This window comes from Buchnera aphidicola (Chaitophorus viminalis) (assembly GCF_026122795.1).
Classification (GTDB): Bacteria; Pseudomonadota; Gammaproteobacteria; order Enterobacterales; family Enterobacteriaceae; genus Buchnera_J; species Buchnera_J aphidicola_BK.
In genome coordinates this window covers 66,231-86,927 of record NZ_JAIWQV010000001.1, presented here as the reverse complement: position 1 = coordinate 86,927, position 20,697 = coordinate 66,231, and the positions used below count along the sequence as shown (strand labels likewise).

The 20,697-nt window shown below is 20.3% G+C and carries 17 protein-coding genes and 5 tRNA genes; 8 read left to right on the top strand and 14 right to left on the bottom strand.

The annotated features are described in order from the left end of the window. Nucleotides 1–371: 371 nt before the first annotated feature. Nucleotides 372–1,310 (bottom strand): tRNA (adenosine(37)-N6)-dimethylallyltransferase MiaA, encoded by a 939-nt coding sequence (miaA, locus tag LDP12_RS00430; RefSeq protein ID WP_265226416.1) that lies wholly within the window; start codon nt 1,308–1,310, stop codon nt 372–374. 49 nt (nt 1,311–1,359) lie between these two features. Further along, nucleotides 1,360–3,024, bottom strand: coding sequence for a glucose-6-phosphate isomerase (pgi, locus tag LDP12_RS00425; protein ID WP_265226409.1), 1,665 nt, complete (start codon nt 3,022–3,024; stop codon nt 1,360–1,362). 192 nt (nt 3,025–3,216) lie between these two features. On the opposite strand from pgi, the gene orn reads away from it, so the two are divergent. From orn to LDP12_RS00405, 4 genes are all read left to right on the top strand, one after another. Further along, on the top strand, nt 3,217–3,786 hold the full coding sequence (gene orn, locus LDP12_RS00420; protein WP_265226407.1) for an oligoribonuclease: 570 nt from the start codon (nt 3,217–3,219) through the stop codon (nt 3,784–3,786). Nucleotides 3,787–3,878: 92 nt separating this feature from the next. Then, nucleotides 3,879–3,951, top strand: a tRNA-Gly gene (locus LDP12_RS00415). Nucleotides 3,952–4,397: 446 nt separating this feature from the next. Further along, entirely contained in the window at nt 4,398–5,960 is a 1,563-nt protein-coding gene (locus LDP12_RS00410; protein ID WP_265226406.1) for an anthranilate synthase component 1, read from the top strand. 4 nt (nt 5,961–5,964) lie between these two features. After that, nucleotides 5,965–6,543, top strand: a complete 579-nt coding sequence (locus LDP12_RS00405; protein ID WP_265226401.1) for an aminodeoxychorismate/anthranilate synthase component II — start codon at nt 5,965–5,967, stop codon at nt 6,541–6,543. A 188-nt stretch (nt 6,544–6,731) separates the two neighbouring features. Here the strand turns inward: LDP12_RS00405 and rpmE are convergent, their stop codons facing one another. After that, nucleotides 6,732–6,941, bottom strand: a complete 210-nt coding sequence (gene rpmE / locus LDP12_RS00400) for a 50S ribosomal protein L31 (RefSeq protein WP_265226395.1) — start codon at nt 6,939–6,941, stop codon at nt 6,732–6,734. A gap of 155 nt (nt 6,942–7,096) precedes the next feature. On the opposite strand from rpmE, the gene hslV reads away from it, so the two are divergent. The 3 genes from hslV to LDP12_RS00385 all read left to right on the top strand — a co-directional run bounded on the left by hslV (nt 7,097) and on the right by LDP12_RS00385 (nt 9,884). Further along, nucleotides 7,097–7,627, top strand: coding sequence for an ATP-dependent protease subunit HslV (gene hslV, locus LDP12_RS00395; RefSeq protein ID WP_265226394.1), 531 nt, complete (start codon nt 7,097–7,099; stop codon nt 7,625–7,627). 9 nt (nt 7,628–7,636) lie between these two features. Further along, the gene (hslU, locus tag LDP12_RS00390) at nt 7,637–8,971 is read left to right on the top strand and encodes an HslU--HslV peptidase ATPase subunit (RefSeq protein ID WP_265226393.1); all 1,335 of its coding nucleotides are present in this window, start codon (nt 7,637–7,639) and stop codon (nt 8,969–8,971) included. Nucleotides 8,972–9,131: 160 nt separating this feature from the next. Then, nucleotides 9,132–9,884 carry an FAD-binding oxidoreductase gene (locus LDP12_RS00385; RefSeq protein WP_265226392.1) on the top strand — a complete coding sequence of 251 codons (753 nt, stop codon included), beginning with the start codon at nt 9,132–9,134 and terminating at the stop codon, nt 9,882–9,884. A gap of 209 nt (nt 9,885–10,093) precedes the next feature. On the opposite strand, the gene LDP12_RS00380 is transcribed toward LDP12_RS00385, so the two are convergent. The 3 genes from LDP12_RS00380 to dapF form a co-directional block, all read right to left on the bottom strand. Beyond that, a complete protein-coding gene (locus LDP12_RS00380) occupies nt 10,094–11,044 on the bottom strand; it encodes a hypothetical protein (RefSeq protein ID WP_265226388.1) in 951 nt (316 codons plus the stop codon). A gap of 662 nt (nt 11,045–11,706) precedes the next feature. After that, complete coding sequence (locus LDP12_RS00375; RefSeq protein WP_265226386.1) at nt 11,707–12,966, bottom strand: MFS transporter; 1,260 nt, start codon at nt 12,964–12,966, stop codon at nt 11,707–11,709. 81 nt (nt 12,967–13,047) lie between these two features. Next, nucleotides 13,048–13,884, bottom strand: coding sequence for a diaminopimelate epimerase (gene dapF, locus LDP12_RS00370; RefSeq protein WP_265226384.1), 837 nt, complete (start codon nt 13,882–13,884; stop codon nt 13,048–13,050). 136 nt (nt 13,885–14,020) lie between these two features. Between dapF and cyaY the strand changes: the two genes are divergently transcribed. Continuing rightward, entirely contained in the window at nt 14,021–14,347 is a 327-nt protein-coding gene (gene cyaY / locus LDP12_RS00365) for an iron donor protein CyaY (RefSeq protein WP_265226383.1), read from the top strand. A 14-nt stretch (nt 14,348–14,361) separates the two neighbouring features. Here cyaY and LDP12_RS00360 read toward each other — a convergent pair. The 8 genes from LDP12_RS00360 to LDP12_RS00325 all read right to left on the bottom strand — a co-directional run bounded on the left by LDP12_RS00360 (nt 14,362) and on the right by LDP12_RS00325 (nt 20,672). Further along, nucleotides 14,362–14,435 (bottom strand) — tRNA-Pro (locus tag LDP12_RS00360). A 69-nt stretch (nt 14,436–14,504) separates the two neighbouring features. Further along, nucleotides 14,505–14,580: transfer RNA gene (locus LDP12_RS00355), tRNA-His, on the bottom strand. Nucleotides 14,581–14,663: 83 nt separating this feature from the next. Continuing rightward, nucleotides 14,664–14,737: transfer RNA gene (locus LDP12_RS00350), tRNA-Arg, on the bottom strand. Between the two features lie 201 nt (nt 14,738–14,938). Continuing rightward, a complete protein-coding gene (gene rho, locus LDP12_RS00345; protein ID WP_265226382.1) occupies nt 14,939–16,198 on the bottom strand; it encodes a transcription termination factor Rho in 1,260 nt (419 codons plus the stop codon). Nucleotides 16,199–16,314: 116 nt separating this feature from the next. Beyond that, nucleotides 16,315–16,644 (bottom strand): thioredoxin, encoded by a 330-nt coding sequence (gene trxA, locus LDP12_RS00340; RefSeq protein WP_265226381.1) that lies wholly within the window; start codon nt 16,642–16,644, stop codon nt 16,315–16,317. A 300-nt stretch (nt 16,645–16,944) separates the two neighbouring features. Continuing rightward, nucleotides 16,945–18,417, bottom strand: coding sequence for a ketol-acid reductoisomerase (ilvC, locus tag LDP12_RS00335; protein ID WP_265226552.1), 1,473 nt, complete (start codon nt 18,415–18,417; stop codon nt 16,945–16,947). An 89-nt stretch (nt 18,418–18,506) separates the two neighbouring features. Beyond that, nucleotides 18,507–20,369 carry a dihydroxy-acid dehydratase gene (gene ilvD / locus LDP12_RS00330; protein ID WP_265226380.1) on the bottom strand — a complete coding sequence of 621 codons (1,863 nt, stop codon included), beginning with the start codon at nt 20,367–20,369 and terminating at the stop codon, nt 18,507–18,509. Between the two features lie 230 nt (nt 20,370–20,599). Beyond that, a tRNA-Trp gene (locus tag LDP12_RS00325) sits at nt 20,600–20,672 on the bottom strand. Nucleotides 20,673–20,697 lie beyond the last annotated feature (25 nt).

Genomic DNA, 20,697 nt, shown 5'->3' with positions numbered 1-20,697 from the left:
ATAGTATTTATATTAATATATTTAAATTATATTTTATTTTATAAATTATATTTTCTTTAATTTAATTAAAAAAATTTATCTAAATATATTTTTATTAAACTTTTAATATAGTTAAAAAACTAAAAATAAAAATATTTTTAATAAAATTAAATTTTATTATTACAAATAATTTATTTATATGAATTTTTTCTAAATATATTTACATATAAAAATTTATTATAATTACATAATTTTAGTAAATATATAAAATTTTAATAAAAATTATACTTTTATAAAAAAATTTATAAATTATTATAATAATTTAAATATTAAAAAATTAAATATATTTATTTAAAATTAATATTTAATAAAATAAGTTTAATATATTAATTTTATTTTTTGTTCAAAAAGATATCAATGTTTTTTATAATAAAATTTATAGAATTTTTTTTTTCACTATTTAACCAAAATGAATTTTTATCTTTTTTTAACCAAGTAATTTGATTTTTAGCTAATTTTTTAGTAGATAAAAGAATTTTATTAAACATTTTTTGATAACTAATTTTATTTAAAATATAATCACACATCTCTCTATATCCTAAACATTTCATTCCTGGATTATTTATATTAAAGTTATTATTTTTTAGTAAATTTTCAACTTCTTCTTGAAAACCAGACGATAACATCTTTCTTAATCTATATTCTATCTTTCTATGTAAAATATATTTGTCTTGTGGAAAACAAATAAACTGTAAAACATGATATGGAAATTTATATTTATGATCTTTAATTAAATCACTAATTTTTTTTCCTGAGATAAAATATACTTCTAATGCTCTTATTATTCTTTGTAAATCGTTAGGATGAATTCGTTTTGCAGAAATAGGATCTATAAATAATAACTCTTTATGTAAATTTCCTTTGAAATAAAAATTATTTTTTTTTAGAATTTTTTTTCTAATATGAAGATTTCTTTCAGGTAAAGGTGATAAACCATTTATTAAAGCATGATAATAAAACATAGTTCCTCCAACCAATACAGGAATTCTATTATTAGAAAGACTTTTATTAATTTCATATAATGCATCTTGTCTAAAAGATTGTGCAGAATAATATTCTGTAATATTTTTAATATTAATTAAACTATGTGGAGCAAGACATAATTCTTTTAGAGTCGGTTTTGCTGTACCAATATTTAATTCTTTATAAATTGAACCAGAATCAACACTAATTATATCAATAGGAAAAATTTGAGTTAATTTGATCGCAAATTTCGTTTTATTAGAAGTAGTAGGACCCATTAAAAAAATTATTTTTTGTTTATTATACATATTTTTTATTGTTTTAAAAATTAAAAAAATTATTATAAAAAATAAAATATTATTCTTTATTTAATTTATAAAAATTTATTAGTGAATTTGTAGAGGAATCATATTTTTTAGTTAAATTTTTATTTTTTAGTTCATTTAAAATATTGTTAGCTACAGATTTTCCTAATTCTACTCCCCATTGATCAAAACTAAATATATTCATTATTACTCCTTGTGTAAAAACTTTATGTTCATATAATGCAATTAAAATACCTAAAGTATAAGGAGTAATTTTTTTTAATAAAAAAGAATTTGTTGGTTGATTTCCATTACATAATTTATAAATATTTATATTATCATTTATTTTTTTTTTATCTTGTAATAATTTTTTTTTAAAATTATGTTCTTTTAAAACTTCTTTTATAGATTTTCCAAACGCTAAAGATCTAGTTTGTGCAAAAAAATGTGATAATAATTTTATATGATGATCATTAATTTTATTATGAGTATTTATAGGAATAATAAAATCTGAAGGAATTAATTTTGTACCTTGATGTAATAACTGATAAAATGAATGCTGTCCATTACTTCCAGGTTCTCCCCAAAGAATTGATCCGGTTTGCCAAGAGACAATATTTTTATTACGATCTATATTTTTACCATTAGATTCCATATGCACTTGTTGTAAATATGTAGAAAATTTATGCATATATTGATCATATACAAATATAGCTTCTGTTTGAGAATTAAAAAAGTTATTATACCATATACTAATTAAACCTAATAAAACTGGTATATTTTTTTTTAAAGGAGTATTTAAAAAATGTTTGTCCATAGAACTAGCACCTTTTAAAAATAAAGAAAAATTTTTATATCCAATAGATAAAGCAATAGATAAACCTACAGCAGACCAAACAGAATAACGGCCACCTACCCAATCCCATATAGGAAAAAAATTTTCTTTTGAAATACCAAACTTTAAAACTTCATCTTGATTCATTGAAATTGCAAAAAAATGTTTAGACATATCAGATTTTAAAACTTTTTTTTGATTTAAAAATAACTTTTTAATTGTAGTCGCGTTTGTAATAGTTTCTTGTGTCGTAAAAGTTTTAGATGAAATTAAAAAAATTGTAGTACGCATATCAATTTTTTTTAAAATCTCTGTTACATGCGTACCATCAAGATTTGAAATATAATGTACATTTAAATGATTTTTGTAAGGTTTTAAAGCTTCAGTAACCATTAAAGGTCCTAAATCTGATCCACCGATACCAATATTTACTACATCAGTAATAGAATTACCAGTATAACCTTTCCATTTTTTATTAATCACAGCATTTGAAAATAATTTAATTTTTTTTAATACATTTTTTATTTCTAAAAAAATATTTTTTTTATTTAAAATAATATTTTTTTTATCAAAACTTCTTAAAGCAATATGTAAAACTGATTTATTTTCTGTAAAATTAATTTTTTTACCTTGAAACATGGATACAATAGATTCTTTTAAATTAAATTCTTTAGCTAAATTTAATAAATGAAACATAGTTTTAGAAGTTAATCTATTTTTAGAATAATCAAATAAAATTATATCTTCAAAATGCAAAGAAAACTTTTTAAAACGATTTAAATCATTCTGAAATAAATCTCTTAAATGTACATCTTTTATTTTTAAATAATGTTTTTTTAAATTTTTCCAAGATTTAGTTGTAATAGGACTTAAACTTTTCATAATTGTTCTCATATTAAAATTTTTAAACATCATAAAAATTTTAAAAATATAATAATTTTAAATAAATATATATTTATAGGTACGAAAATATAAATAATATAATAAATTTATAAAAATAAATTTTTAAAAAATGCTTTTTAACATTATTATATTATATATATAAAATTTTACTTAAATAATTTTTAAAAATATATGAATATTAAAAACAATCATTCAAAAAATTTAATTTGGGTTGATCTAGAAATGACAGGTTTATGTTATTTAACAAATCGTATCTTAGAAATTGCAGTAATAATTACAGATTCTAATCTAAATATTTTACAAAAAGGTCCAGTAATTAGTATTTATCAATCTAAAAAAATTTTAGAAAGAATGAATAGTTGGAATAAAAGAACTCATAATAAAAGTGGACTTATTCAAAAAGTTGTTTATAGTAAATATAATGAAAAAAAAGCAGAAACAGAAATTCTTCAATTTTTAAAAAAATGGGTTCCAGTAAATCAATCTCCTATATGCGGTAGCACTGTTTGGAAAGATAGAGAATTTTTAAAAAAATATATGCCAAAATTAGAATCATATTTTCATTATCGAAATATTGATGTAAGCACAATACAAGAACTATATTCTAGATGGAATAAAAAATCATTTAAAAAAAGTAATCAAGCTAATAAACATTCTGCATCATATGATGTTCAAGAATCTATTTTAGAACTGAAATACTATAAAAAAAATTTTTTTAATATAAAAAATTTAAAATCATAAATAATATTTTTATAAAAAATTGAAAATAAAATTTATATCAGATATAATTATAAGTATATTTAAAAAAATTCATACCTATAATATCTTCATATGCGGGAATAGCTCAGTTGGTAGAGCATAACCTTGCCAAGGTTAAGGTCGCGAGTTCGAGACTCGTTTCCCGCTCAAATTTTTATAAATTATAAAAAAATATTAAAATATATATTTATTAAAAAAATTACATATAATAAAATAAATTAATTAAAAATAAAATTTTTTTTCTAAAAAATATTTTTTTCAAAAATTTTTTTAAAATTTAAATATAATTTTTTAAATATATAAAAATTTTAATTTTTATTAAACTAAATAAATTTATTTCTTAAAAATTACTACATATAATGTAAAAATTTTATTATAATAACACTTTCTTTAATAAATATTTACAAATAATATGAATAAATAATTTTAAAATATTTTCTAAAAGATAGAAATTTATTTTTCTTTAAAATTTAATTAATATAAATTATATTTGATAAAATTTTTTTTAAAAAATATTAAAAAATATTTTATAAAAAAATTATTTTATCTAAATTTAAATAATTATGTATTTTTTATAAAACATGGACAATAAAATGAAAAATAGGAAATTGAAAATTAAAGTTATTCAAAAAAAATCTCATTATTATTATAATCCATTAAAAATATTCAATCATATTTGCCAAAATAATAAAAATACATTACTTTTAGAATCAGCAAATATAAACGATAAAAAAAATCTAAAAAGTATTATTATTGTAGATAGTGCATTAAGAATATCTTTATTAAAAAATATTGTTTATATAAAACCTTTAACACAAAATGGATCTAATTTAGTTAAATACTTAGAATTAATTATTCCAAATTATATTCAAAAAAAAAAAAAATCTAATATCTTAAAATTAATTTTTCCTAATTTATTAACTAAAAATATAGATGAAGATTCTAAATTAAAACAAAAATCTGTATTTGATATATTTAGAATAATTATAAATAGTATTCAAAAAATAAAAAAATTTCCAAAATCTATTTTTTTTGGTGGTTTATTTTCATATGATTTAATCTCTTATTTTGAACTATTACCAAAAGTTAAAAAAATACAAAAATGTCCAGATTTTTGTTTTTATTTATCTGAAACAATGATTTTTATTAATCATTTAAAAAAAAAATGTACTATCCAATCTACAATTTTTAATAAAAATATTCACGAAGTAAATAAAATTAAAAAAAGAATAAAAAATATTAAAAATATAATTAACAAAAAAAAATTTAAATCAATTAAATATAAAAAAAATAATTCTACAATTAAATGTAATAAAAATGATATTCAGTTTTCAAAAATCATACAAAATATAAAAAAATATATTAAAAATGGTGATATATTTCAAATTGTTCCATCTAGAAAATTTTATATGCAATGTTTATCACCATTATATTCATATCAAAATTTAAAAAAAAGAAATCCTAGTCCTTATATGTTTTTCATGCAAGATCAAGATTTTACATTATTTGGAGCATCACCTGAAAGTTTTTTAAAATATAATTCAAATAATAGAAAAATAGAAATTCACCCTATTGCAGGAACAAAACCTAGAGGAAAATTTAAAAACGGTAATATTAATTATGATTTAGATAGTAAAATAGAATTAGAAATGAAAACAAATAAAAAAGAGTTATCAGAACATATTATGCTAGTAGATTTAGCAAGAAATGATTTATCTAGAATTTGTAAAACAGGTAGTAGATATGTAAAAAAATTAATTAAAGTAGAAAAATATTCACATGTAATGCACTTAGTTTCAATTATTACAGGAATCCTAAAAAAAAAATTAGATATATTACATGCTTATCGTGCATGTATGAATATGGGAACTTTAACAGGAGCTCCAAAAATTCAAGCTATGAAATTAATTTCAAAAATAGAAAAAGAAACTAGAGGAAGTTACGGAGGGTCTATTGGATATTTTACTGGAGAAAAAAAATTTAATACTTGTATAATAATTAGATCTGCTTATATTGAAAACGATATCGCTACAATACAAGTTGGAGCAGGAATTGTATTAAAATCTATTCCTAAAGAAGAATGCTTAGAAACATGGAATAAAGCATATGCTGTAATTAAATCTATTCGTGATACAAAATTAATTAGGAAAATATAAATACATGTCTGAAATTTTACTCTTAGATAATTTTGATTCTTTTCTTTATAACTTAGTAGATCTATTAAGAAAAAATTCAAATCAAGTTACTATATATAGAAATAATGTATCTATATCAGAAATTATCAAAAAAATCTCTAATATGAAAAATCCTATATTAATATTATCTCCAGGACCAGGAAATCCCACACAAGCGGGATGTATGATAGAATTAATTTCTATTTTAAAAAATAAAATTCCTATTCTAGGAATATGTTTAGGTTATCAAGCAATAATACAATCATATGGAGGAAAAATTTGCTATGCAAAAAAAATTCTTCATGGACAATCTTCTATTATATATCATGATGAAAAAAAAATGTTTTATAATATAAAAAATCCAATACAAGTAGCTCGTTATCATTCTTTAATTTGTAAAAATATTCCAAAAAATTTTATAATTAATGCAAAAAAAAAAAATATAGCAATGTCTGTGCGAGATAATGTTTCTAAAATATGTGGTTTTCAATTTCACCCTGAATCTATTTTAACCACTGTAGGAGAAAAAATATTAAAAAATACAATTAAATGGATGAATACATAATAAATAACTTTATTTAAATAACTTATAATATAGAAATTTTAAATAATGTATTTATTATATATTTAAAATAAAAAATATTTACAAAACATATTCAATTAATTATTAACAGTTTTTTTTAAATAAATATTTTTAAAAAATAAAATAATTATTTTAAAATTTTAAAATTATTTTTATTATTTATAAAAAATTTATTTTTTTAAAATATTAAATCTCTTATTAAATAATTCAATTCTTCCTCCAGTATCAATAATTCTTTGCTTTCCTGTATAAAAAGGATGACATTTAGAACATATATCTAAATTTATATCTTTTCCTAAAGTACTAAAAAAAGTAATAATATTTCCACAAGAACAACGTGCAGAATTAGAAAAATATTTAGGATGAATATTTTTTTTCATAAAAATTCCTATAAAAAACATATATAGATTTAATATAATATATTACATATAAAAAATAAATATTTATTTTAAAAATATTAATAATATAATTTTTAAAATACATATAAATAATAATTAAAGTTAAAATTTTTAAAAACTTTTATAAAGAAAAAAAAATGACAACTATATTAAGTGTACGATCTAAAAATAAAGTAGTAATTGGTGGAGATGGACAAGCAACTTTAGGCTATACAATCATGAAAAGTCAAGTTAAAAAAGTTCGCTCTCTATATCATAATAAAATCTTAGCAGGTTTTGCAGGTGGAACAGCAGATGCATTCACTTTATTTGAATTATTTGAAAAAAAATTAGCAATGTATAATGGACATTTAAAAAAATCTGCTATAGAACTTGCTAAAGATTGGAGAAGTGATAGAATTTTAAAAAAATTAGAAGCATTATTAATAGTTGCAAGTAAAAAATCTTCATTAATAATTACAGGAAATGGAGATGTGATTAAACCAGAAAATAACGTAATTGCAATTGGATCAGGAGGATCTTATGCTCAATCCGCAGCTCTAGCTTTATTAAAAAATACAAAATTTGATGCTTATACAATTGTAAAAAAATCTTTAAAAATTGCTGCTGATATTTGTATATATACAAATCACAATTTTACTATAAAAGAATTATCGATAGAAGATTAAGGAAAAATTATGACTAATATGACTCCTCAAAAAATAGTAAAAAAATTAAATAAATTTATTATTGGACAAAACGAAGCAAAAAAAGCAGTAGCTATTGCATTAAGAAATAGATGGAGGAGAATGCAATTAGATCCAGAATTAAGAAATGAAATAACTCCAAAAAATATTTTAATGATTGGACCAACAGGAGTAGGAAAAACTGAAATCGCTAAAAGATTAGCAAAACTTTCTCATGCTCCATTTATTAAAGTAGAAGCAACAAAATTTACAGAAGTAGGATATGTAGGAAAAGAAGTAGATTCTATAATTAGAGAATTAACAGATATTTCAATTAAAATGATTCGAGTAAAAACACTACAAAAAAATAAAAAAAAAGTAAAAAAAATTGCAGAAGAAAGAATTTTAGATGTTTTAATCCCAGGCGCAAAAAAACATCTTAAGGAAAATGATCAAAAAAATGAACGTCCAATAAAAACTATTAAAAGTTTTCGTAAAAAATTAAAAGAAGGAAAATTAGATAATAAAGAAATAGAAATAAACATACTAGGATCTTCTATGGGAATTGAAATTATGGCACCTCCTGGAATGGAAGAATTAACTAATCAATTACAATCATTATTTCAAAATTTAAGTGGATCAAAAAAAAAATTAAGAAAACTTAAAATAAAAGATGCTATGAAAATTTTAATTGAAGAAGAAGCTTTAAAATTAATTAATCCTGAATCTTTAAAAAAAAATGCCATAAAAGAAGTTGAACAAAACGGAATAGTTTTTCTTGATGAAATTGATAAAATTTGCAAAAGAAATAATTCTTCAGGACCAGACGTTTCTAGAGAAGGAGTTCAAAGAGATTTATTACCTTTAATAGAAGGTTGTACTGTTTCAACTAAATATGGAACTGTAAAAACAGATCATATACTATTTATTACATCTGGTGCATTTCAAATATCTTCTCCATCAGATTTAATACCTGAATTACAAGGAAGATTACCTATTAGAGTAGAATTAAATGCATTAACTGTAAAAGATTTTGAAAAAATTTTAACAGAACCAAAAGCTTCAATTACTACACAATATAAAGCTTTATTAAAAACAGAAAATGTAAATATAGAATTTACAAAAAATGGAATTAAAAAAATTGCTGAAACATCGTGGCAAATTAATGAAAGTATAGAGAATATTGGAGCAAGAAGATTATATACAGTATTAGAAAAATTAATGGAAGAAATATCTTTTTATGCAAGTGAAAATTACGGAAAAAACATTATTATTAATTCTAATTATGTAAAAAAACATTTAAATCAATTAATAATGAAAGATGATTTAAATAAATATATTTTATAAAATTCATTTTCTAAAAATTATTATTTTATTTAAAAATTTTATTCTATCTTATAAAAAATTATAAAAAATTTTAATAAAATAGGAATTTAAATTTTAGATATTAATGTATAAATAAAAAATATATTAATATGTCAAAAAATATAATTTACAGGATATATATATGACTTTATGGGTAAAAGCTCAAATTACGCAAATTCAACTTTGGAAAAAAAATTTATTATATATATCTTTAAAAGCTTCAATAGATAAATTTATTGCCGGACAATTTTCTAAAATACGTATTGAAAATCCATACACAAATACAAAAATTCAAAGAGCTTATTCATTTGTTAATCCTCCTACATCAAATAAAATAGAATTTTTTATTACACTAATTAAAAAAGGACAAATGAGTCAAAAATTACTACAATTAAAAAAAAAACAAAATATTTTAATTTCTAAAAAATCTTATGGATTTTTTACTCTTAAAGAAATTCTTCCATCAAAAATATTATGGATGTTTTCTACTGGAACTGCAATTGGACCATATCTTTCTATTTTACAAGAAAAAAAAGATACAAAAAAATTTGAAAAAATTATTTTAGTACATTCAGTACGATATTTTTCTGATTTGAAATATTTACACTTTATTCAAAATATAAAAAAAATATACCAAAAAAAATTAATTGTAATTATTACAATTAGTAGAGAAAGAAAAAAAAATTTTTACTATGGAAGAATTCAAAAATTATTATTAAACAATACACTTGAAAAAAATATATCTATAAATATGAATAAAGAAAACTCTAATATAATGTTATGTGGAAATCCTAATATGGTTGAAGATTTATTTAAAATTTTAGTCAAAAAAAAAAATATGACTAAAAATCTTCGCAAAAAACCAGGAAATATTACTAGAGAAAATTATTGGTAAATATGTTTTTTATAAATATTTTATTTCTTAATTTTTAAATTTTCATAAAAAGTATTTTAAAAAATTCATATAATTAATAAATTTACTAAAAATATTTTTAATATAAAAAAATAAAACAGAGTACTAAATATCATATCTTAAAATATGTACTCTGTTTTTTTTTTAAATAATTTTTATAATATTATAATGTTTAAAAAAAAAATATAAACTTATTGAAGAAAATAAGAATACTGAGCAATCGGAATACTATCTTCAGAGAGAATACATTGTGCACGAATTCCAAAATATTTAAAAGGAAAACTGAATGATGCATTAGGATTAATTAAATTAGAATGATATAATAATGTAAATTCAATATTTCCATCTGATAATTTTTTTATAATATATTGAGTAGATGCATTAATTTGTGGATAATTTTTAAATTTAGGAACTAAATTTAAAAAAGTTTTTACTGCTTCAGATAAAATTTTATGATTCGAATAATTAGAAATTAATTGTCTATCTTTTAGATCAGGAAAATTTTTTTGTAAACTTTCAACTACTACAACATCTAATTCTGAATCTATATATACATCATTAAATTTATAATGAGTATTTTTTAAATCATCTAAATCAAAATTTATACTTAAATGATTAGTTTTTTTTAAATAATTAAAATCTTTTTGTAAATCTTCTAATAAAATAGCGTTTGATTGTGGATCAATTATATTTTCTATGCTAACCCAATGTATATTACTCATTTCAGGAATAAATAAATTATCTTGAGATGAATTTGAAATTAAATTACAAATATCTAATAATTTTCTTTGTAAACTATTTAAATAATATTTATCTTGATTATTATTTTTTTTTATATCGTATTTTTTATTTAAATTTTTTGGTTTTTGAATAACACTCGAATGTAATTGATCATATTTTGAATATAACTGATTTTTAAAATAAATTTTAGTATTAATAAAAAAATTTTTTTTTTCATAAGTCAATTTAAAATTTTTTTGATTTTTGTTTTGAAAAAATATATTTGGAATTTTATTAATATTTTGTTTTTGAAATAAAACTTTATTTATATTATAATTTTCATAAACCTTGTTATTTATATAAAAAACATTATTATAATTGTTTGAATTAATTTTAATGTTTACATAAAAATCAGGTATCATATTTAAATTCCTTGATATCAAATTTATCTAAAAATATTTTAAATTTTTAAATAAAATTTTTAAAATATAAATTTTTTAAAATTTCATAAAAATACAAACTTTAAAATTATAGTTTTTATTTTTTTTTTAAAATTATAAAAATATATTTTATTTAATTAATATTAAAAATTATAAAACACTTTTATATTATAATATCTTATATAAATTATTCCTAATATAAAAATTAAATATAAAAAAAAAAAATTGAAAAATAAAAATCAAAAATTTTATAATATTTTAAAATTTATTATAAAAATTATAGTTAAATCAATAAATAGAAAACAAAATTATATACCAAACACTTCTCAAATTATTAAAATTAAATTTAAAAAAAAAAATAAAATTTAATTAAAATTATAAAAAAAAAAAAAAAAAAAAAAAAAAAAAAAAAAAAAATAGGTTTTACTTTATTTATTTAAAATAAAATTTAATATATTCTAATTAAAAATTAAATTTTCTAATAATTTAAAATTATTATAAAAAATTTATAAATTAAAACAATTTCATTTATAAATATAAATTAAAAAAAATTTCTTTAATTTAAATTTTTTAAATAAAAAAATATATTAAAAAAAAAAAAATTCTTTAATATAATTTAATTTCGTTTTTATATAAAAATAAATCTATATATCATCTTTAATTTGATTTATAAGAATAACACTTAATATTAGAACAAAATTTAATATTAAAAAAACACCATTCCAACCCCAATAAAACCAAAAAATACCTACAAAACTTCCAAATAAACTAGAACCTAAATAATAAAAAAAAAAATACAAAGAAGCTACATCTAATTTATTTTTCTTAGACATAATACTAATAGCACTACTTGCTGTAGAATGAGCAATAAAAAAACCAGTTGTAAATAATATTAAACCAAATAATATTAACCAAATAAGATTATAATATGTTAATATCACACCTATAATCATTAAATATAAAGCTCCAAGAAAAACATTCATTCTTCCATATTTTTCAGATAAAAAACTTGCTTTAGGAGAACTATATACTCCAATTAAATATATCACTGATAAACAAGAAATATATATTGGATGAAACAAAAATGGTTTCATTATAAATCTATATCCAATATAGTTAAATAATGCTACAAAACTACCCATAAAAAGAAAACCAACTATAAAAAATATTATACAAGATTGGATCTTAAATGGAATAAAAAAATTTTTCATACAAGAGTTCAAATCTATCATAGATTTTTTAAAATTTTTTGATTGAGGTAAATTCAAAAAAAATAATATTGTAAAAAATAAAGATACAGATCCAACAACTATAAATACATAACGCCATGAAAAACAACGAACAATTATATTACTAATTAATCTTCCTAAAAAACCTCCAATAGTATTTCCACTGATATATAATCCAATACATAAAGGTAAAATTTTTAAATCTACTTCTTCACTTAAATAAATAATAGCAACAGATGTAACTCCGCTTAAAGATATACCAATTAATGATCGAATAATAATAATTTCTATCCAACTTGTAGAAAAAGCACATATTAATGTCAAAAAAGAAGCACAAAATAAAGATATTGACATAACATTTTTTCTACCTATTCTATTTGAAATCGGACTCATAAATAACATTCCGCAAGCCATAGAAGCAGTTGCAATAGATAGTGATAAACTACTTTCCGTAGGAGTTAAAAAAAAAATTCTTGAAAAAATAGGTAAAATAGGTTGTATAGAATACAAAATTGAAAAAGTAGAAAAACCAGCTAAAAATAAAGATATTATAGTTTTATAAAATTCTGTGGTATTTTTTTGAATATAATTTTTAAAATAAATTTTTTTAATATTTTGATTTTTTAAAGTATGTTTATTTTTTATATTGTGAATTTCTGTAATATTTTGACACATCTAAATTTCCTTCAATTGTACTTTTTATAAATCTAGAAAATTTTCTAAAAATAAATTTTTAAAAATTTAATATAAAAAATTTTAATAATATATATATCCATCATATATATGATTCGCAGATCCAAGCATGTATATACAATTTTTTTTTGAATTAAATTTTACAGTAATTTTACCTCCCTTTAACATTACATGAACAGTATTCGATAATTTATTTTGTTGAATTCCAATCATTACAGCTGCGCATGCACCACTACCACAAGACTGAGTTTCCCCTACTCCTCTTTCAAAAACACGTAAAAGTATATTTTTTCTATTCAATATTTGCATAAAACCAACATTGACTTTTTTAGGAAAAAAACTATGACTTTCTAAAATAGAACCAAGTTTTTTTACTTGTGCTTTTAAAATATCATGTACAATAATTACACAATGAGGATTTCCTACAGATACAACTCCAAAAGAAATTTTTCTTGAATTAATTTTTAAAGAATATATTTTTTTTTCTATTACACTTAAACAAGGAATTTTTTTTGGATGAAATTGTGGAGTTCCAATATTCACTAAAAATTTATTGTTTTTTTTAACTTTTAAAACCATAATTCTATTTTTAGTACTTACTATAATTTTTTTTTTTTTTATAAGTTTTTTTTTAAAAATAAATTTAGCTACACATCTTGCTCCATTTCCACATTGCTCAACTTCTGATCCATTAGAATTAAAAATTCGATAATGAAAATCAGTATTTTGAATTTTAGGTGATTCAATCACTAATAATTGATCAAAACCAATACCTGTATTACGATGTGATAATTTTTGAATAATTTTTTTTGTTAATAAAAATTTTTGTGTTAAAGTTTCTATCACCATAAAATCATTTTTTAAACCATGCATTTTTGAAAAAAATAATTTATTTTTCATAATATTATATTTATATTGAAATGAATTTAATTTAAAACACAAATTAAAAATAAAAAAAAAGAATTATTATATCAAATTCTAATAATATTATATAAATATTATTAAAAAATATAAAAATTCTAAAGTTGGAAAAAATATGATTAAGAATAATAAATTAAAAATAATAAATACATTAAAATTTCATAATTTAGCTAATAAAACATTCTTAAAAATAGAAAAATATTTAGATAATTATAATGGAAAATTAGATATTGATTATGAATCTAATTCTCAAATAATTCAAATAAGTATTGAATTTAAAAAAGAAATTATTATTAGTAAACAAGAATTTTTAAAACAAATTTGGATTGCTACAAAATATAAAGGATATTATTTTGAATATATTAATAAAAAATGGTTTTGTAAAAGAAACCAATGTGAAATATTTCAATTTATAAATACAATTTTCATAAATATTAAATGATATAAATTAATATTTCGGCGAAAGAGGATTTGAACCTCTGACCTACTGGTCCCAAACCAGTTGCGCTACCAAGCTGCGCTATTCGCCGATATAATACTATAAATAAATAAAAATATTTAATTTTTTTCAAATTAAATTAAATTTTAAAAAAATATTATGGGGTGACTAATGGGGTTTGAACCCATGACAACTGGAATCACAATCCAGGACTCTACCAACTGAGCTATAGCCACCAAATTATATTTATTTATATTTAAATAAATATATTATAATTTTAAAAAATTATCAATATAAATTAACAATAATTCTATTTATATACGCTTGACAGGATTTGAACCTGAGGCCTCTACTTTCGGAAAGTAGCGCTCTATCCGACTGAGCTACAAGCGTATTTATATATATTTTAAAAAATCTCACACAATAATCAAAAATTATTTTTATAAATATTAATAACATATTTTTTTATATCTAAAAAAATAAATTAAAAAATAATTTTTTTTTAATTCTAAAAAAAATATATCAGATAGGAATTATATGAATTTTGTATATTTATAAATATAATTTATATAAAAATATATTAAAAAATAAATTTTATCCACGTTTCATTAAATCAAAAAATTCTTCATTAGTTCTACTTACAGATAATCTATTAATTAAAAATTCTATTGCATCTATTTCAGATAAAGGATGAAGAATTTTTCTTAAAACCCACATTTTTTTTAATTCATGAGTAGACGTTAATAACTCTTCTTTTCGTGTTCCAGAAAGATTATAATCAATTGCTGGAAAAACTCTTTTTTCAGCAATTTTTCTAGATAAAGGTAATTCCATATTTCCTGTACCTTTAAATTCTTCATAAATGACTTCATCCATTTTAGATCCAGTATCTACTAAAGCAGTAGCAATAATTGTTAAACTACCACCTTCTTCAACATTTCTAGCTGCTCCAAAAAATCTTTTCGGTCTATGTAATGCATTAGCATCGACTCCACCTGTTAATACTTTTCCAGAAGAAGGTACAATAGTATTATATGCTCTAGCTAATCTTGTAATAGAATCTAAAAGAATAATTACATCTTTTTTATGTTCTACTAATCTTTTAGCTTTTTCAATAACCATTTCAGAAACTTGAACATGACGTAATGCTGGTTCATCAAATGTAGAAGCTATTACTTCTCCATGTACTAATTTTCTCATTTCAGTAACTTCTTCCGGTCTTTCATCAATCAATAAAACCATTAATACACAATCTGAATGATTATATGCAATACTTTGAGCAATATTTTGAATCAACATAGTTTTACCAGCTTTAGGAGGAGCTACAATTAATCCTCTTTGTCCTCGACCTATTGGAGAAGCTAAATCTAAAACACGTGCAGTTAAATCTTCAGTAGATCCATTACCTCTTTCCATTCTTAAACGAGAATTCGCATGAGTGGGTGTTAAATTTTCAAATAAAATTTTATTTCTAGCGTTTTCAGGTTGATCATAATTTACTTTATTTACTTTTAATAAAGCAAAATACCTTTCTCCATCTTTAGGTGGTCTAATTTTTCCTGAAATTGTATCACCTGTTCTTAAATTAAATCTTCTAATTTGGCTAGGAGAAACATAAATGTCATCTGGACCTGCTAGATAAGAACTATTTAAAGATCGTAAAAATCCAAATCCATCTTGTAATATTTCTAATACTCCATCTCCAAAAATATCTTCTCCACTTTTAGCATGCTGTTTTAAAATTGAAAAAATAATATCTTGTTTTCTTATACGAGCTAAATTTTTTAAACCAACTTTTTCTCCAAGTATGATTAATTTTGATACAGGGGTGTTCTTTAGAATTGTTAGATTCATAATGATAAGTTCTTAATAAATAGAAAAGTAATAATTTTGAAAATATATTTTTTAATTTTTTTTAAATTAAAATTCTAAATAAGAATGTATTTAAAATATATAACTTTAAAAAAAAATTATTGCATATGTTTATTTAAAAATAAACATAGTTGTTCTTTAGACAAAAATCCAATATTTTTATCAATAACTTGATCTTTTTTAAATAAAATTAAAGTTGGTATACTTTGTACAGAATACTTAGATGTAAGTTTAATATTTTTTTCAACATCAATTTTTATAATTTTCAAGCAATCTTGATATTGATTATAAATTTCTTTTAATATAACAGATAAAGATTGACATGGAGCACACCAAGTAGCCCAAAAATCTACTAAAAGATATTTTTTATTTGTTAATAAATATTTTTTAAAATTTTCATCTGTAATATTTTTAATTTTGTTTGTCATAAATAAAATCTCTAAAATATTTTTAAAAATATGTTTTTAAGTAATTATATATACAAAATAATAAAATTTTTATAAAATTTTAAAATTTTATAATAAATTAAGTATTAAATTCAAAAGAATATTTGTGAAATTATTTAAAAAAATTGATTTAATAATTTTAAATTTATTCAAAATATAAAATTTTAAATTAAATTTCAAAAATAACTAGAATATTTTTAAGAAAATAAAATAATTTTCTTAAAAATAATTCCTAAAAAATAATATTTAATAAAATAAAAAATTTATTCAAAAAATATATATTTATGATTTTAAATCAATTTTTTTCATATCTTTCATATATTTTCTTAATTTTCTTCCAATTTTTTCAATTGGATGATTATAAATTTTTTCATTAATATCTCTTAATATTATATTATCAACATCATTAGATACTAAAAGATTTCCTAAATCTCCATATTTTAAATTAATAACAAAATCTTTTAATAAAGGAATTGCATTTTTAGAAAACAAATAATTACCATATTCAGCAGTATCTGATATTACAATATTCATTTCAAATAATTTTTTTCTAGAAATAGTATTTGCAATTAAAGGTAATTCATGTAAAGATTCATAATATGCAGATTCTTCACGAATACCTGCACTCAACATAGTTTCAAAAGCTAATTCAACTCCTGCTTTTAATAAAGCTACCATAAATAATCCATGTGCAAAATATTCTTCTTCTAAAATATTGTCTAAATAATTTGGAGAATTTTCAAACATAGATTTTTGAGTTTCTTTTCTCCAATTTAATAATTTCTTATCATTATTTTTCCAATCTTTAATCATATTTAAAGAAAATTTTCCTGAAAAAATATCATCCATATGTTGTTTAAATAAAGATCTAAAAATATTTTTTAAACTCTGTGCTAAATAATATGCTCTTATTTTAGATGGATTAGATAATCTACTCATCATTAAAGTAATACCACCATGTTTGAGAGATTCTGTAATTACTTCCCATCCATTTTGAATTAATTTTCCAGAATATCCTGCATCATGACCTTCATTTACTAAATATTCATATAAAACTATAGATCCAGTTTGTAATAAACCACATAATATGGTTTGTTCACCCATTAAATCAGATTTAACTTCAGCTGAAAAAGATGAATATAACACACCAGCTTTATGCGATCCTATTGAAAAAGCCCATGCTTTAGCATAATCTAAACCTTTCTTTAAAATATTATTTTTTTTATGTACTGCAATTAATGCAGGCACTCCAAATCCTCTTTTATATTCTTCACGTACTTCTGTTCCAGGACATTTTGGAGCAACCATAATTACTGTAATATCTTTTCTAATAATAGTTCCCATTTCTACAATATTAAAACCATGAGAATAACCTAATATAGAATTTTTTTTCATTAATAACTGCAATTTTTTTATTACAATTTCATGTTGTTTATCTGGAGTTAAATTAATCACTAAATCTGCTTTAGGAATGAGAGATTCATATGTATCTACACAAAAATTATTTTTAGTAGCTCTTAACCAAGATTTATTTTGATTTAATATACTTTTTTTTCTTAATGCATAAGAAACATCTAAACCAGAATCTCTCATATTTAAACCTTGATTTAAACCTTGAGAACCACATCCTATAATTACAATTTTTTTATTTTTTAAAATATTTAATCCATTTAAAAAATTTTCTTTATGAATAATTTCACATTGACTTAATTCTTGAATTTTTTGACGAAAATTTAATGTATTAAAATAATTCAACATGTTTAAATAACTCCATTATTGATAAAATATTATATTTTTTCAGGAAAATAATATTTATTCAAATAAATTTATAAAATGATATTTATTTAAAAATTTTTTAATTTCATTTTATCTTTCACTGCTCCTTTGTCTGCACTTGTTGCAAAGAAAGAATAAAATTTTAAAGAAGAAGATACTAAACGTTTTCGATTGATAGGAGTAAATGGTTTATTTCTTTTATTTTCTGAAATGAATCTTTGAGTAATTTCTTTTTGAGAGATTAATAACTTTAAACTACGTTCTAAAATATTTATTTCTATTAAATCACCGTCTTTTACTATAGAAATTAATCCTTTATTTGCAGCTTCTGGAGAAATATGACCTATAGATAAACCAGAAGTTCCTCCTGAAAATCTTCCATCTGTTATTAATGCACACGATTTATCTAAACCCATTGATTTTAAATATGTTGTAGGATATAACATTTCTTGCATTCCAGGACCACCTTTAGGTCCTTCATATCTAATAACAATGACATCTCCAATACAAATCTTTTTATTTAATATAGCAAAAGATGCATCTTCTTGTGATTCATAAACTTTAGCAGGTCCTGTAAATATTTTTAATTTTTCATCAACACTAGCAGTTTTCACAATACATCCATCTAATGCAAGATTTCCATATAAAACTGCCAAACCTCCATCTTTACTATAAGAATTTTTTATAGATCGAATACATCCTGTTTTTCTATTTAAATCTAATTTATTCCATCTAAATGATTGAGAAAAAGCTTTTTTTGTTCTACGTCCTAACGGTCCTGCTAAAAAAAATTTTTTTATTTTTTTATCTTTTGTTAATAAAACATCATATTTTTTACATGTTTGATCTAAAGTTAACCCAAGTATATTTTTAACTTTTGAATTAATTAATTTATTTTTATTTAATTCAGATAAAATAGATATAATTCCTCCAGCTCTATGTACATCCTCCATATGATATAAAGATGTACTTGGAGAAACTTTACATATATGTGGTATTTTTTTAGATAAAAAATTAATATCTTTAATTGTAAAATTTACTTTTCCTTCATATGCTGCAGCTAATAAGTGTAAAACAGTATTTGTAGACCCACCCATAGCTATATCTAATGACATCGCATTTAAAAAAGAATTTTTATTAGCTATTGAACGAGGTAAATATTCTTGATTATTATTTTTATAATAATCTTGAGTAATTTTAACAATTAATCTAGATCCTTTTAAAAATAATTTTTTTCTATCAATATGTGTAGCCAATAAAGTACCGTTTCCTGGAAGAGCTAAACCTAATGCTTCTATTAAACAATTCATAGAATTAGCGGTAAACATTCCTGAACAAGAACCACATGTAGGACAAGCTGATTTTTCAATTTGATCTACTTCTAAATCAGAAAAACTTGGATTTGCACTACTCATTATAGCATCTACTAAATCTAATTTAAAATTATTTAATATATTATTCTGAGTATTAAGTTTTTTACCTGCTTCCATTGGTCCACCAGAGACAAAAACTGTAGGAATATTTAATCTTAAAGCACTCATTAACATACCAGGAGTAATTTTATCACAATTTGAAATACAAATCATAGCATCTACGCAATGCGCATTAATCATATATTCTATTGAATCTGCAATTAAATCACGCGAAGGTAATGAATATAACATTCCTGAATGACCCATTGCAATACCATCATCAATAGCAATAGTATTAAATTCTCTCGGAATACCACCTGAATTATATATTTCTTTTGAAATTAGACGTGCAACTTCTCTAAGATGAATATGACCTGGAACAAATTCAGTAAAAGAATTTACTATAGCAATAATTGGTTTTCCAAAATCTTGATCAGTCATTCCAGTAGCTCTCCATAAAGCTCTGGCTCCAGACATATTTCTTCCATGAGTACTTTTTTTAGAACGATATTCAGGCATAATTTTTATTCCATAAAAATATTTAATAAAATATTTTTTTTAAATTTTTATAAACAAACATCATTTACAAATATAAAAATTTTTAAAAAATTTTTATACATTTTTGTTATATAAATAGAATTTTTTATAAGAAATATAATAAATATATATAAAATACTTTTATCTAAAAATTTTCTTAAATATTTACTTTAAAATATTTAAATTTAATTTTTTATGATAATATTTTTATACAAGGGTGGAGGGATTTGAACCCCCAACAGTCGGTTTTGGAGACCGATGCTCTGCCAATTGAACTACACCCTTATAAAAAAAAATAAAAACAATATTT

Bases quoted from the DNA above. Each gene is read 5' to 3' on its own strand.
- ilvD (WP_265226380.1), bottom strand. From the start codon at position 20,369: ATGCCTGAATATCGTTCTAAAAAAAGTACTCATGGAAGAAATATGTCT.
- cyaY (WP_265226383.1), top strand. From the start codon at position 14,021: ATGATTAAGAATAATAAATTAAAAATAATAAATACATTAAAATTTCAT.
- LDP12_RS00385 (WP_265226392.1), top strand. From the start codon at position 9,132: ATGACTTTATGGGTAAAAGCTCAAATTACGCAAATTCAACTTTGGAAA.
- LDP12_RS00410 (WP_265226406.1), top strand. From the start codon at position 4,398: ATGAAAAATAGGAAATTGAAAATTAAAGTTATTCAAAAAAAATCTCAT.
- hslV (WP_265226394.1), top strand. From the start codon at position 7,097: ATGACAACTATATTAAGTGTACGATCTAAAAATAAAGTAGTAATTGGT.
- rpmE (WP_265226395.1), bottom strand. From the start codon at position 6,941: ATGAAAAAAAATATTCATCCTAAATATTTTTCTAATTCTGCACGTTGT.
- hslU (WP_265226393.1), top strand. From the start codon at position 7,637: ATGACTAATATGACTCCTCAAAAAATAGTAAAAAAATTAAATAAATTT.
- rho (WP_265226382.1), bottom strand. From the start codon at position 16,198: ATGAATCTAACAATTCTAAAGAACACCCCTGTATCAAAATTAATCATA.
- dapF (WP_265226384.1), bottom strand. From the start codon at position 13,884: ATGAAAAATAAATTATTTTTTTCAAAAATGCATGGTTTAAAAAATGAT.
- pgi (WP_265226409.1), bottom strand. From the start codon at position 3,024: ATGAAAAGTTTAAGTCCTATTACAACTAAATCTTGGAAAAATTTAAAA.
- LDP12_RS00405 (WP_265226401.1), top strand. From the start codon at position 5,965: ATGTCTGAAATTTTACTCTTAGATAATTTTGATTCTTTTCTTTATAAC.
- miaA (WP_265226416.1), bottom strand. From the start codon at position 1,310: ATGTATAATAAACAAAAAATAATTTTTTTAATGGGTCCTACTACTTCT.
- LDP12_RS00380 (WP_265226388.1), bottom strand. From the start codon at position 11,044: ATGATACCTGATTTTTATGTAAACATTAAAATTAATTCAAACAATTAT.
- trxA (WP_265226381.1), bottom strand. From the start codon at position 16,644: ATGACAAACAAAATTAAAAATATTACAGATGAAAATTTTAAAAAATAT.
- LDP12_RS00375 (WP_265226386.1), bottom strand. From the start codon at position 12,966: ATGTGTCAAAATATTACAGAAATTCACAATATAAAAAATAAACATACT.
- orn (WP_265226407.1), top strand. From the start codon at position 3,217: ATGAATATTAAAAACAATCATTCAAAAAATTTAATTTGGGTTGATCTA.